Genomic DNA, 12,271 nt, shown 5'->3' with positions numbered 1-12,271 from the left:
CCTGCATGGTCAGTCGTCGTCCTCCGGGGTGGGGTCGATAGTCAGCGAGCCCTCGAGCAGCTCGCGGACGCTTCGTTCACGCACCACTTCTCCCAGGCTCAGGAACGTCTCGATCCGCTGCAGACCGCGGATCGGCCAGATGCGGTCCAGCAGCAGCGCCTGCAGATGCGCGTGGTCGCGGATGCGGAACCGGGCGATCATGTCGAAGCTGCCCGTCACGACGACGAGCTCGGTCAGCTCCGCGATGCTGCGCAGCTCGGCGAGGATCTCCGACAGCACCGCATCGGTCGCGAGCGTCATCGGGATGTAGACCAGTCCGGGATAGCCCAGGGCGGACCAATCCACGATCGTCGTGTACCCACGGATGACGCGCTGCCGCTCGAGGCGCGCGATCCGCTCGCCGACGGCGGGGGGCGACATCCCCACTTCACGCGCGAGCTGACGCTGCGAAACCCGAGGGTCGTCCGCGAGGAGGAACAGGAGCTTGCGGTCGATCTCGTCGAGCTCCACCACCGGGCGAGGCTTCTCCACCTCCCGGGTCATGTTCGACATCGGGGAGCGGAGCGGGCGGGGGTCAGGACGCTCGCCGTCGGATTGAGAGCTTGCCATGCCGTCTCCTGATCATCGTGGGAAGGATGCTCGAGCCCTCGCGGGCTCGATTGAGCATACGGTCGCACCCGGTGCGGCGACCAGGCGATCGCTATGCCGACAACGTCTCACCGAACCACTCCAGAAGCAGGTCGCCGCGCTGACGCCGGTGCACGGGCGTGCCCTCCCGGGTCAGCGAGTGGCCCTCGCCGGGGAACCGGATGAACTCCGCGGGTCGCCCGAGCACCCGCAGTGCGAAGAAGAGCTCCTCGGCCTGCTGGATCGCACACCGGCGGTCGTACTCGGAGTGCACGATGGCGAGGGGGGCGGTGATCCCATCGACGTACTTGAGCGGAGAGGCATCCCAGTACGGAGTTGCGTCCTGGAGATGCGAGACGCCCAGGTACTTCTCGAAGAACCACGGCGCCTCGTCCTTCGTGGCGGCGTCGCTGAACAGGTTGTAGCAGCCCCGCTCGGCCCAGCCCGCGGCGAAGAGGTCCGTCTTGGCCAGCAGGAATGCCGTCATCATGCCGCCGTACGATCCGCCCATGACGCCGACGCGCGCGCTGTCGACCGGATGGGTCGCGAGCAGATGCTGGACCACCGCGACGATGTCGTCGAGGTCGCGATTGCCCCAGCCCTCCCCGGGCTCCGCGGCACCCGGGGCGGCATTGACCTTCATCCACGCGGTTCCGTAGCCCGCCGATCCGCGGGGATTGAGCCATGCCACCGCGAACCCCTGGCCGATCAGGGTGTGCACCTCGTGCGACCACTGGTAGCCGTACTGAGTGCCGCCCCCCTGCAGCCAGATGATGAGGGGATGCGGGCCTTCGCCGTCCGGGGTCGCGATCCACGAGTCGATCGTCGTGCCGTCGACATCGACCGGCTCATGGCGCGGCTCCGCAAGTCTGTGCCCCTCGCGGTACTGCGCGTTGGGGTCGTGCAGGACACGGGATGCTGCCCCCTCCTCGCCGACGATCACCCTCGGCGGCGTCGTGGGCGAGGATTCGATCGCGACCCACAGCCCGTCGTGGACGTCGAACCCGGTGATCTGACGTGGACCGGTCAGCAGCGTGCGCGCTGTCGGCGCGCCGCCGGCCGCGCAGGTGATCTCGACGACCTCGATGCGTCCCTCACTGCCGACGAGGACGACGAAGGCGTCCGGTGAGACCCACCTGATCGATCCGGGAGTGCAGTCCCGGTCCACGATCGCGCGAAGGTCCGTGACGGCGCCGGACGTCAGATCCACGAGGGCGGGGAACGAGGTGCTCGGGTAGTGCGCGATGTCGACCGCGACCGTCGCGACCCGCGTGCCGTCCGCCGAGGGCACGGGACGCACGATCTCGCGGGTCGCATCGGTGATCGTCGCGATCTCGCCCGTCGCGAGATCGAGACGGTGCAGGGCGTTCGCCTCGGTGAGATCCCAGTCGGGCTGGCGCTGCGAAGTGAACAGCAGACCCTTCTCGTCCGGCGTCCACGCGACGTCATGATCATCCGCCGTGGCGTCGCTCACGCACCGAACCTCGCCGGTGGCGACATCCACGACGAAGATCTGCCGCCGGTTGTTGACGGTCCATCCGATCCCGTCCGCGGAGTAGCGCAGGGTCGTGATCCTCAGCGGTGCACGCCGGTCTTCTGGGGCCTCGAACCATTCGCGGTCGACCGGCACGCGCGCGACGACGGCGAGCCGCGCCGCGCTCGGCGACCAGGCGAGCTCCTCGATCGCGTCGGGGAGCTCCGCGATGTCGCGGATACCGTCCGTCAGAGCGCTGCCCCGTCCGGCGGTCGAGACGTGGCGGATGACACTTCTCCCCTCGCGCGTCCTCACCCAGGCGAGCTCGCCGCCCTCGGGGGCGAACGCGGCGAGCCGCACTCCCGGACCGCCGTCGATCTGCACCGGATCCGCAGCGTTCTCCGGCGCGAGGTCGTGAAGGAGGAGCCGGCTGACATAGGCGTTCGCCGTCGAATCCGGACGCGACTCCGCGATCAGCACCCGGCGCGAACCGGGCTCGCGGCGCACCGTCGATGGCGTCCAGATCTCTTCCAGATCGTGCGGGCGCACGGGTGCCGTGCCGGTGCTCGGGAGCGTCGTGGTCATTTCTCTCTCCTTCGTGATCGCGTCGCGCGCGACAAGGCGCGACGCTCGTTCGTGGAACAGCCAGCGGCGATGGGGTCAGCGGGGGTTGGACGACGGCGCGGACGGGCCGGTCAATCGCGGCAGCACCTCGCGTCCGAGCAGGGCGATGCCGTCGGCCTCGTCGACGCCGTGCGGCGTGCCGAATTCGATCCGGTCCACGCCCGCGTCGATCAGGCGCTGGGCCTGGGCGGCGATGTCATCGGGATCGCCCGCGAACGCGAAGAGGTCCAGAACTTCATCCGGGATCACCTCGCCCGCATCCGCTCGACCGTCGCGCAGCCGCTCACGGATCTCCGGAAGAAGCCCCTCGGGCAGCTGCACGGTCGGGTCGAGCTCGGCGATGACGTCGAGGTACATCGCGACCTCGCGGCGCGCGAGGCTCCGTGCCGTCTTGCGATCACGGTCGATGACGGTGACGGCGCCCAGCACGATGCCGATGTCCTCTGCGCGGCGGCCGGCGCGATCCGCACCCACGCGGAGACGCTCTCGCGTGACGGCGATCATGGCGGGGTTCGCGCATCCGCCCAGCTTGATCTCTTCGGCGAACTCGCCCGCGAGGGCAGCCCCCCGCGGACCCCACGAGCCGATGAGGAGGGGAATCGGGCGCGAGGCCGAGACGAGGCGTACGCCTTCATCGAGCCGGAAGTGCTCGCCGGCATACCCCTCGCCCGCACCGGCCAGGAGCGCGTCGATCACCCCGACGGCGTCACGCAGGTGCGCGAGCGGCCGGGTCGGACGCAGCCCGATGCCGCCGAGCCACGATCCGCGTGCGAGGCCGAGATACGCCCGCCCGCCACTGTGTGCATCCAGAAGCGCCGCCTGATTCGCGATCTCGTAGGGATGGAGTGTGAACGGATTCCAGCACGCGCAGCCGAGCCGGATGCGCTCCGTCGCCCAGGCCATCTCGATGAGCGGCACGATCGAGGACTGGTACAGCAGGTCGGAGAAGACGCTCACCCCCGAGAAGCCGAGGTCTTCGGCCAGCACCGCGAGCTCGGCGTAGGCGCCGCGGGGTTTGTCGGTCTGCAACCCGAGCGTGATCGGCACGCGCTCGACGGTCATGAGCGGTCCGCCCTCACGTGAGGTCCGCCGAGTTCATGCGCGATGTGCCCGTGCGCTCGATGCGCATCACGAGCCGCTCATCGGGGTCGGGGCATGCGACCTCGCTGTCGCGCTCGAGCCAGTCACCAGGAGGGAGCGCGCGCTGCTTCGCCGCCAGGAGAGGCAGCGCCGCGGCGAGCGCATACATGCAGAAGTGCCCGCCGCCGGGGATCCGCAGCTCGTTGCTCCCGGTCACCGTGAAGCGATCCCCCGCGCGCATTCCGCACACGGAGCGGCCCTCGATGCGGTCGACGACGACGCAGAGGTCGTACAGCTCCATGTCGCCGCCGGCATCCGTCATCGCCGAACCCGCCCGTCATCACGGACGACGACACCGCCGCGCATGACGAAGTCCAGGGTGCGCAGAGCGGAGGGCGACTCCAGCGGATCCTCCGCGAGGGCGATCAGATCGGCCCACTTGCCCTCTGCGATGCTCCCGGTGTTCGCGTCTATGCCGAGCCATCGTGCGGGCCCGAGCGTACCGGCGCGCAGCGTGGCGGGAGCGTCCAGACCGAAGGCGTGCATGTGCTCGAGCTCTCGGACTGCCGCCGACGTGCCCTCGAAGGGCCAGAACGGCGGCATGTCGCTGCCGAGCAGCACCTCGACGCCCGCCTCGAGCGCCATGCGGTACGACGCGATGTGCCGTTCCCCCGCCCCGAGCGAGCGCTCCTGCATCCAGGCGGGAACGCCCAGCTCGTCGAAGAAGGCGCCGGAGCGCGTCACGATGAGCGTCGGCACGAGCGACGTGCCCGCCTCGGCCATCTCGCGGCACACGTCGGGAGTGAGCTCGTAGCCGTGCTCCACGCAGTCCAGGCCCAGGCGCACCGCCTCCGCGATCACCCCGGCCGGACCGGCGTGCGCCGTGACCTTGCGCCCCCACGCGTGCGCCGTGGAGATCGCCGACGCCATCTCGGCCGTGCTGAGCTGGGGTGTCGAGATCGTCTCGTGCTCGCCCGCGATCCCTCCCGAGATCATGAGCTTGATCAGATCGGCTCCGGCACGGATCTGCGTGCGGACGCCGCGGGCGAACGCGTCCGCCCCATCGCACTCCATCGTGTCGTCCGAACCGTGCCCGTGCCCACCCGTGCACGCCAGGGCGCGGCCCGCGGTGTAGATGCGCGGACCCTGCACCCATCCCCCCTCGATCGCCCGGCGGAGCGCGAAGTCCGCATTCGCCTTCTCGGCGACGCAGCGCACGGTCGTGACGCCGTTGAGCAGGGTGCGGCGGGCGCCGTCGGCCATGTAGAGCGCAATGCCCGCGGCATCCATCGCCTCGAGCTCCTCGCCCACGGGCCCGGGCAGCGACAGCGAGAAGTGCGTGTGCATGTTGATGAGCCCCGGTGCCACGAAGGCGCCGCCCATGTCGAGCACGGGGAGGTCTCCTGGCGCGGGATGCTCATCGGACGCGATCGACTCGATGACTCCTCCGCGCACGCGGATCGCGAGCCCGGAGCGCACGACGCCCTCCTCGACATCGACGAGGCGCAGATCGCGCAGCTCGGCATCCCCTCGCGTCTCGAACGACCGCACTACTCCCACGTCCTGCGTTCCTCTCTCTTGCCGATGCGTGCTCGCTGCGGCCGATACGTGATCACTACGGCGGACACGTGGTCACGAGGCGACGAGCGCCTCTGCGGCCACGAAATGCCCCGGCGCGCACTCCACGAGCCGCGCATCCTCATCGCTCACGACCACCGGTTCGCGGCGGCCGGGCTCCGACGGCATGGGCGCGTCGCGCCCCAGTCTCGGGATCGCCTTGATGAGCGTGCGGGTGTAGGGATGCTGCGGTTCGGTCCAGATGGCATCCGTCGGGCCGACCTCCACGATGCGACCGAAGTACATCACGGCGATGCGGTCGGCGATGACCCGCAGCCCCGACAGGTCGTGCGAGATCATGAGCAGTGCGGCGCCGCGCTGGGTCGCGGTGTCGGAGAGCAGGCCCGCGACCTGCAGGCGCGTCGAGGCATCGAGGGCCGAGACCGGCTCGTCGGCCACGATGACCCGCGGATCGGATGCGAGCGCCCGTGCGATCGCGATGCGCTGTCGCTGCCCGCCCGAGAACTGGTGCGGGAATCGGTTGGCCGCGGCGGCGGGCAATCCCACCGATTCGAGCAGCTCCTGCACGCGTGCGGTGCCGCCCCGGCCGGCCACGGCATCCTGGATCTGACGTCCGATCCGGCGGCGCGGATTCAGCGACGAGTACGGATCCTGGAACACCATCTGGACGGCACGATCGGCCACGGGACGCGCGCGGCGGCGCAGCGGCGCGATCTCGCGGCCGTCGACGAGCACCCGGCCGGAGTCGAGCGGATTGAGGCCGACGATGGCGCGACCGAGCGACGACTTGCCGCAGCCGGACTCGCCCACGAGCCCGAGCACCTCGCCGGCGTCGACGTGCAGCGAGACTCCGCCGACGGCGCGCACGGTGGGGCGGCCGGGGACCTTGTACTCGACGACCGCGTCTTCGACCTCGAGAGCCGTCATCGTGCCACCTCCGTGTCGGGCAGCGCATCGACGAGCGCGCGCGTGTACTCGTGCTGCGGGTCGGCCAGGACGTCACGGGAACGCCCGGATTCGACGACCCTGCCCGCCCGCATGATGTAGAGCCGATCGGACACGACGTTCATGACCGCGAGGTCGTGCGTGATGAAGAGCATCGCCATCCCGGTCTCGCTGCGCAGGCTCTGCAGGAGGTTCAGGATGCCTGCCTGCACCGTGACGTCCAGCGCCGTCGTGACCTCGTCGGCGATGAGCAGCTCAGGCTCGCACGCGAGCGCCGACGCGATCGCGATGCGCTGCCGCATGCCGCCGGAGAAGCGGTGCGGGTAGGACTTGATCGCGAGATGGGGATCGGGGATCCGCACGCGGTCCAGCAGTTCGATCGCACGCTCGCGCGCCTGCGCCCGGGTCATGGCACGATGCACGCGCTGGTGCTCGGTGAGCTGGCGCTCGATCGTGAGCATCGGATGCAGCGAGGTCATCGGGTCCTGGAACACCATCGCGACGCGATCGCCGCGCAGCGCCCGGAGGTCGTGCTTTCCGAGCGAGAGCACGTTGCGTCCGTCGAAGACCACCTCACCCGACACCTCGGCGTTGTCGGGCACGAAGCCGAGGGCCGTGAGCGCGGTGAGCGTCTTGCCGCTGCCGCTCTCGCCGGCGAGTCCGACGACCTCACCGGGCGCGACCGTGATGTCGACGCCGTCGACGAGGGCTCGGCCGCCGAGCAGGATGCGCAGATCACGGACGTCCAGCAGCGCGTCCATCACAGCTCCATGGCCGACACGGCGCGCGACGTGCGGGGATCGAGGGCGTCGCGCAGCGAGTCGCCGATGAAGTTGAACGCCAGCACGACGCTGAGGATCGCAAGCCCTGGGAAGAGAGCGACCCAGTAGTTGTAGAAGACGCGCGAGCCCTCCGACACCATCGCGCCCCACTCGGGGGTCGGCGGCACCGCGCCGAGCCCGAGGTAGCTCAGGCCGCTGAGAAGGAGGATCGCATTGCCGAGCTCGAGCGTCGAGATGATCGCGATCGGACCGAGGATGTTGGGGGCGATGTCGCGCCCGAGGGTGCGGATCGACGAAGCACCGATGAGGCGCGACGCGGCGATGAAGTTGCTGTCGCGCAGTCCGATCACGAGCGATCGCGTGACACGGGCATACGCGGGCCACGAGACGACGACGATCGCGAGGACGGCATTGACCAGAGAGGGGCCGAGCGCTGCCGACACCGCCATCGCGAGGATGATCGCGGGGAAGGCGAAGAAGAGGTCCACGATGCGCATCAGGACGGCATCCACCGTCCCTCCGAAGTACCCCGCGATCGCGCCGATCGTCGCTCCGACGACGAGCGACAGCGCGACGAGCATGACCGCGATCGGGATGCTGATGCGCGCGCCGTAGATCACGCGCGAGAGCACGTCGCGGCCCACACCGTCGGTGCCGAACCAGTGCTCGGGCGAGGGCGGCAGGAAGCGGGGCGAGTCCTGCGCGAGCGGGCTGTAGGGGGCCAGCAGCGGCGCGAAGATGATGACCAGCACCCAGAACACCACGATCACGATGCCGACGACGGCGAGCGGGCGGCGCCACGCCGCGGGCAGCCGCCACCGCGGCATCCATCGCCGTCCGTCGGTCGATGCGATCGGGTCGACGGTTTCGAGGGCCTTCTCTGTCGTGCTCATGCGCGTCGGATCCTCGGATCGATGACCCCGTACAGGATGTCTGTCACGAGGTTCACGAAGATGTAGATGAGGGCGACGAAGATCGTCACTCCCACGATCGCGGCCAGGTCGAGGGTCGACGCGGCCCGATAGGCGTACGAACCGATCCCCGGCCATGCGAAGATCTGCTCGACGAGGACAGTGCCTGCCAGGAGCGAGGCGAACGCCGTGCCGACGACGGTGATGACCGGCACGAGTGCGCCGCGCAGGACGTGGCCGAAGACGACCTGGCGGCCATTGAGGCCTTTGGCCTCGGCCGCCCGGATGTACTCCTGTCCGAGCACGTCGAGCACCGACGCCCGCGTGAAGCGCATCAGGAGGCCGACCATCGCCGCCGACAGCACGATGGCGGGGAGGATCAGGTGCGTCACGGCCTGCAGGAACAGAGGGAAGTTGCCGGCCAGGAGCGAATCGATCGTGAAGAATCCCGTCACCCGCGGCGGCGGTATGACCCCGGCGTTCAGTCGCCCGGATGAGGGGAACCAGCCGAGCTGGGTCGAGAAGATCGCTGTCGCGATGAGGGCGAACCAGAAGATCGGGATCGAGACGCCTCCGAGGCTCACGGCGCGCAGCGCGTTGTCGATGTGGCCGTTTGCCCGCAGCGCCGCGACGATCCCGAGACCGCCGCCGATCAGCACGGCGATGAGGGTCGCGGCGAGCGCGAGCTCCGCCGAGGCGGGACCGAACAGCTGCAGGTCGGTCAAGACCGGACGCGACGTCTGGACCGACTCGCCGAGGTCACCGCGGAAGAGGCCGCCGAGGTAGAGGAAGAACTGCTCGTACAGCGGGCGGTCGAGCCCCAGGCGCTCGCGCATCGCGGCCACCAGCTCGGGGTTGGCAGCGGCCCGCTCGCCGAGACGCGCCGTCGCGGCGTCGCCCGGAAGGATCGCCGTCAGGGCGAACGCGACGATCACGGTGCCGATGACCAGCAGCACGGCGGCACCCAAGCGCTTGGCGATGAAGAGCGCCACGCGTCACCTCGGATCTGTCATAGGAAGGGATGTGGGGGGATGCACGCGCCGCCCCGAGGAGGAGTTCCCCCTCGGGGCGGCGTGTGCGATCAGCGGCCGATGGCCGCGATGTCCAGCGAGAATACCGGGTCGTATTTCACTTCGCCGACCTTGGAGGCGGCGACGACCGAGGCCGCGGGCTGGAAGAGCGGGAGGATGACGCCCGCTTCGTTGTGCAGCGTCTGGAACTGCTCGTAGAGCGTCTTGCGCGCCGCGGCGTCGGTCTCGGTCGAGACCTTGGCCATGACCGCTTCGAGTTCGGGATCGCTCCCCGCCGCCCACCCGGCACGGAGGCCGACGACCTCACCGGGGCCGAAGGCCAGGTAGTCAGCCGAGTCCGGGTAGTCCGGGTTCCACAGCCACAGGCCCATCTGCTCGGTGCCGGCGCGGTAGCTCTCCAGCGTGGTCGAGATCGGACCGGGCTTGAGGTTGACCGTGATGCCGATCTCGGCCAGCTGCGCCGCGATGCGCTCGGCGAACGGGCCCATCGAGAGTCCGTTGCTCGAGAAGTCGCTCGCGTACTCGAGCTCGACCGTGAGGTTGCTGCCGGCGCGAGCTGCCGCCGCCTTGGCACGGTCGACGTCACGCGTGACCGCTGCGTCCGACCCCAGGGCTCCGAGGTACGAGGAGGGCACGATGCCGTAGGCGCGCTCCGCGCCCTTGCCGGCGAGTTCGAGGATGCCGTCGAAGTCCAGACCGTACTTGACCGCCTCGCGGAAGTCCGCGGTCGATGTGACGCCCGACACGGCGGGGTTGGCGTTGAGGAACAGGAAGAAGATCGTGGGCGACTGCGATGTACTCACGACGGCGTCACCGCTGAGTCCCGCGATCTGGTCGGACCCCAGGTCCAGCGCGACGTCGGCCGTGCCGCTCTGGACGTCCATGAGCTGGGCCTCGGCGGTGGCGTTGCGCAGCACGACGCGGTCGTACTTCGGCTTCTCGCCCCAGTACTTCGGGTTCGCGACGAGCACCGTCTCCGTGGTCGTGTCGAACGACTCGAGCATGTACGGCCCGCTGCCGGCCGACGTCTTGTTGAGGAAGGCCTCTGCGGTGTCGCTGTCGGCCGCGCCCGCCGCGTCGGTGCCGCCGTTCTCCTTCACCACCGCGCTGTTGACGATGCCGAGCGTCGGGCTCGTCACGATGGCGGGGATCGCGGTGTTGGGTTCTTCGGAGGTGATGACGACCGTCTTGTCATCGGGTGCCGCCACCGACAGGCCGGACATGAGGAACGAGCCGTTGCCCTCGACGTTCTTGACGCGGTCGAGCGAGAACACGACGTCGGCCGACGTGAGCGGGGTTCCGTCCGAGAAGGTGATGCCATCGCGGATGGTGAACGTGTACTCGGTCGCGTCGTCGTTCACGGAGAACTCGGAGGCCACGCTGGGGAGCGGCTCGTCGGCCTTGCCGTCGGCGAACGTCAACAGGCTGTCGTAGACGGCGTGCAGCACGATGCCACCCGTCGTCTCGAACATGCGAGCCGGGTCGGCCGTGACGAGGTCGAAGGACTTGTCGATGACGAGCGACTCGGCTGCGGGCGTGGACGAATCCGTCCCTTCGGGCGCGGAACAGGCACTCATGATGAGGGCGGACGCGGCGATGACGGCTGCCGCGCCGACCAGTTTCACAGATCGCTTCACTGTGCTTCCTCTTTCTCGGTGTGGGGGGTGATCGGGTGCTCGGGAAGGACGTCTTCGTGGTTGTGGACGACGAGCCAGCGCCCGTCGCGACGCTGCCAGACAGCGGTGTTGCGCACGCGCTCGGGCGCGGCGGCCGCGTCGACGAACCGCACGACGAACGTGTGGCGGACGAGGGCGGTGTCGCCCCAGACATCCACGACCGGCTCGGTCACGTCGATGCCGGCGACAGATGCGACGCTGCCTGCGGGGCGTGCGTTGCGCAGCGCGTTGAGACCGGTCAGGCCGTGGACGAGGGGTTCGTGCTCGGTGTCCCAGATCGTCACGTCGTCGGCGATGTAGCTGTCGGCCCTCGCGCGGTCGGAGGTCAGGTACGCGTCGTACATTTCGTAGACGGCACGGCTGAGCCACTCGGCGTCCGTGGGCGAGACGGCATGGTCGGGCATAGGTATCCTCACTTCGTTGTACGGAACCCTATCGGGAGATTGTCACATGAAAAGTATCGCTGTGTTACCAGCATGTATTGGGAGGTTGTGACAGAACTGAAACTTACATTCGATCACGATTCGGCAACTATTCCTTGGCGCATGAGTCCTGACGGCAGGATCCGGTCAGAGACCGAGATCGCTCGTCACCCCGTCGAGTTCGTCGATCACGGCGCCGATACGGGCCAGGCGGTCCTCACCCTCCGCCCCCAGTTGCGCGAAGCTGGTCAGGGGCGGGCGCACCGTGCCGACGGGGTACCCCGCGCGAGCGGCGAGACGCTTCGAGTAGCACTGGTGCCCGTATGTCGGATGGCCCTGGGCGATGATCGCGTCGAAGCGCTTGATCAGTCCGTCGATCCGGCGCGCGTCCTCGATGCGGCCGGCTTCCAGGAGCCGCCAGATCCCCGCGGACGCACGCGGGATGTAGTTGCCGTACGGGTTGACATAGCCCTCCGCGCCGAGGAGGAACGAGTCGACGACGCGTTCTCCCGCGTAGACCGTGATGTCTTCTCCGGCGAGGTCGATCACATCACGCACCCGTGCGATGTCCTGAGACGATTCCTTGATGTACGAGATCGTCGCGAAGTCCTTCGCCAGGCGCGCGACGAGCTCGGCACTCAGGTCGACGTTGGAGGTCACCGGGTTGTTGTAGAGCATGATCGGCAGGTCCTGGGCGGAGGTGATCGCCTCGAAGTAGCGGTAGATCTCATCGTCGGTCGGCGTGTAGTAGTACGGAGAGATGATCATGAGCCCGTCAGCGCCCAGATCACGAGCCTCGACGCTCTGAGCGACCGCCTTGGTCGTCGACGCGTCCGCCGTGCCGACCAGCACGGGGATGCGTCCGTCGATGTGCCGCACCGTCTCGTCGATCAGGATCCGGCGCTCATCGGGTGTCACCGAGAGGAACTCGCCCGTCGTACCGAGCATGATGATCCCGGGCACGTCCTCCTCGAGCTGCCAGTCCAGGAAGGCCTTGAGGCGATCGACGTCGATCGCGCTCAGGTCGTCGGTGAACGGCGTGACCGCCACGGTGTAAGAACCGGTGAATTTCTCCGTCATGAATGACCTCTCTGCGCACACATGTACGTATTGTGAACACC

At 68.9% G+C, this 12,271-nt stretch carries 12 protein-coding genes; all 12 read right to left on the bottom strand.

Features of this window, described 5'->3' with window-relative positions:
• Positions 1-9: 9 nt before the first annotated feature.
• The 12 genes from F6B43_RS15695 to F6B43_RS15640 all read right to left on the bottom strand — a co-directional run bounded on the left by F6B43_RS15695 (position 10) and on the right by F6B43_RS15640 (position 12,230).
• Positions 10-609 (bottom strand): Lrp/AsnC family transcriptional regulator, encoded by a 600-nt coding sequence (locus tag F6B43_RS15695; protein WP_150449915.1) that lies wholly within the window; start codon positions 607-609, stop codon positions 10-12.
• Between the two features lie 91 nt (positions 610-700).
• Positions 701-2,686: a S9 family peptidase gene (locus tag F6B43_RS15690; RefSeq protein ID WP_150449914.1), complete on the bottom strand. Its 1,986-nt coding sequence runs from the start codon at positions 2,684-2,686 to the stop codon at positions 701-703.
• A 75-nt stretch (positions 2,687-2,761) separates the two neighbouring features.
• A complete protein-coding gene (locus F6B43_RS15685) occupies positions 2,762-3,787 on the bottom strand; it encodes an LLM class flavin-dependent oxidoreductase (protein WP_150449913.1) in 1,026 nt (341 codons plus the stop codon).
• Between the two features lie 13 nt (positions 3,788-3,800).
• The gene (locus F6B43_RS15680) at positions 3,801-4,127 is read right to left on the bottom strand and encodes a TIGR04076 family protein (protein ID WP_150449912.1); all 327 of its coding nucleotides are present in this window, start codon (positions 4,125-4,127) and stop codon (positions 3,801-3,803) included.
• Positions 4,124-5,365: an amidohydrolase family protein gene (locus F6B43_RS15675; protein ID WP_211368166.1), complete on the bottom strand. Its 1,242-nt coding sequence runs from the start codon at positions 5,363-5,365 to the stop codon at positions 4,124-4,126. The genes F6B43_RS15680 and F6B43_RS15675 overlap by 4 nt, the downstream gene beginning before the upstream one ends.
• A 72-nt stretch (positions 5,366-5,437) precedes the next feature.
• Positions 5,438-6,310 (bottom strand): ATP-binding cassette domain-containing protein, encoded by an 873-nt coding sequence (locus F6B43_RS19765; RefSeq protein WP_150449911.1) that lies wholly within the window; start codon positions 6,308-6,310, stop codon positions 5,438-5,440.
• Positions 6,307-7,089, bottom strand: a complete 783-nt coding sequence (locus F6B43_RS19760) for an ABC transporter ATP-binding protein (RefSeq protein ID WP_150449910.1) — start codon at positions 7,087-7,089, stop codon at positions 6,307-6,309. The genes F6B43_RS19765 and F6B43_RS19760 overlap by 4 nt, the downstream gene beginning before the upstream one ends.
• Positions 7,089-8,003: an ABC transporter permease gene (locus tag F6B43_RS15660; RefSeq protein ID WP_211368165.1), complete on the bottom strand. Its 915-nt coding sequence runs from the start codon at positions 8,001-8,003 to the stop codon at positions 7,089-7,091. The genes F6B43_RS19760 and F6B43_RS15660 overlap by 1 nt, the downstream gene beginning before the upstream one ends.
• Positions 8,000-9,013, bottom strand: coding sequence for an ABC transporter permease (locus F6B43_RS15655; protein WP_150449909.1), 1,014 nt, complete (start codon positions 9,011-9,013; stop codon positions 8,000-8,002). Before F6B43_RS15655 ends, F6B43_RS15660 begins: the two co-directional genes overlap by 4 nt.
• A gap of 89 nt (positions 9,014-9,102) precedes the next feature.
• Positions 9,103-10,689, bottom strand: coding sequence for an ABC transporter substrate-binding protein (locus tag F6B43_RS15650; protein WP_150449908.1), 1,587 nt, complete (start codon positions 10,687-10,689; stop codon positions 9,103-9,105).
• A complete protein-coding gene (locus F6B43_RS15645; RefSeq protein WP_150449907.1) occupies positions 10,686-11,132 on the bottom strand; it encodes a nuclear transport factor 2 family protein in 447 nt (148 codons plus the stop codon). The genes F6B43_RS15650 and F6B43_RS15645 overlap by 4 nt, the downstream gene beginning before the upstream one ends.
• Before the next feature lie 165 nt (positions 11,133-11,297).
• The gene (locus tag F6B43_RS15640) at positions 11,298-12,230 is read right to left on the bottom strand and encodes a dihydrodipicolinate synthase family protein (protein ID WP_150449906.1); all 933 of its coding nucleotides are present in this window, start codon (positions 12,228-12,230) and stop codon (positions 11,298-11,300) included.
• Between the last annotated feature and the right edge of the window lie 41 nt (positions 12,231-12,271).

It is taken from the genome of Microbacterium rhizomatis, from assembly GCF_008710745.1.
Taxonomy (GTDB): Bacteria; Actinomycetota; Actinomycetes; order Actinomycetales; family Microbacteriaceae; genus Microbacterium; species Microbacterium rhizomatis.
This window is presented reverse-complemented; position numbering and strand designations above follow the sequence as displayed.

What these genes read in the sequence shown, in the direction of transcription:
- F6B43_RS15660 (WP_211368165.1), bottom strand. Translation starts at nt 8,003, where the DNA reads ATGAGCACGACAGAGAAGGCCCTCGAAACCGTCGACCCGATCGCATCG.
- F6B43_RS15645 (WP_150449907.1), bottom strand. Translation starts at nt 11,132, where the DNA reads ATGCCCGACCATGCCGTCTCGCCCACGGACGCCGAGTGGCTCAGCCGT.
- F6B43_RS19765 (WP_150449911.1), bottom strand. Translation starts at nt 6,310, where the DNA reads ATGACGGCTCTCGAGGTCGAAGACGCGGTCGTCGAGTACAAGGTCCCC.
- F6B43_RS15695 (WP_150449915.1), bottom strand. Translation starts at nt 609, where the DNA reads ATGGCAAGCTCTCAATCCGACGGCGAGCGTCCTGACCCCCGCCCGCTC.
- F6B43_RS19760 (WP_150449910.1), bottom strand. Translation starts at nt 7,089, where the DNA reads ATGGACGCGCTGCTGGACGTCCGTGATCTGCGCATCCTGCTCGGCGGC.
- F6B43_RS15640 (WP_150449906.1), bottom strand. Translation starts at nt 12,230, where the DNA reads ATGACGGAGAAATTCACCGGTTCTTACACCGTGGCGGTCACGCCGTTC.
- F6B43_RS15685 (WP_150449913.1), bottom strand. Translation starts at nt 3,787, where the DNA reads ATGACCGTCGAGCGCGTGCCGATCACGCTCGGGTTGCAGACCGACAAA.
- F6B43_RS15680 (WP_150449912.1), bottom strand. Translation starts at nt 4,127, where the DNA reads ATGACGGATGCCGGCGGCGACATGGAGCTGTACGACCTCTGCGTCGTC.
- F6B43_RS15690 (WP_150449914.1), bottom strand. Translation starts at nt 2,686, where the DNA reads ATGACCACGACGCTCCCGAGCACCGGCACGGCACCCGTGCGCCCGCAC.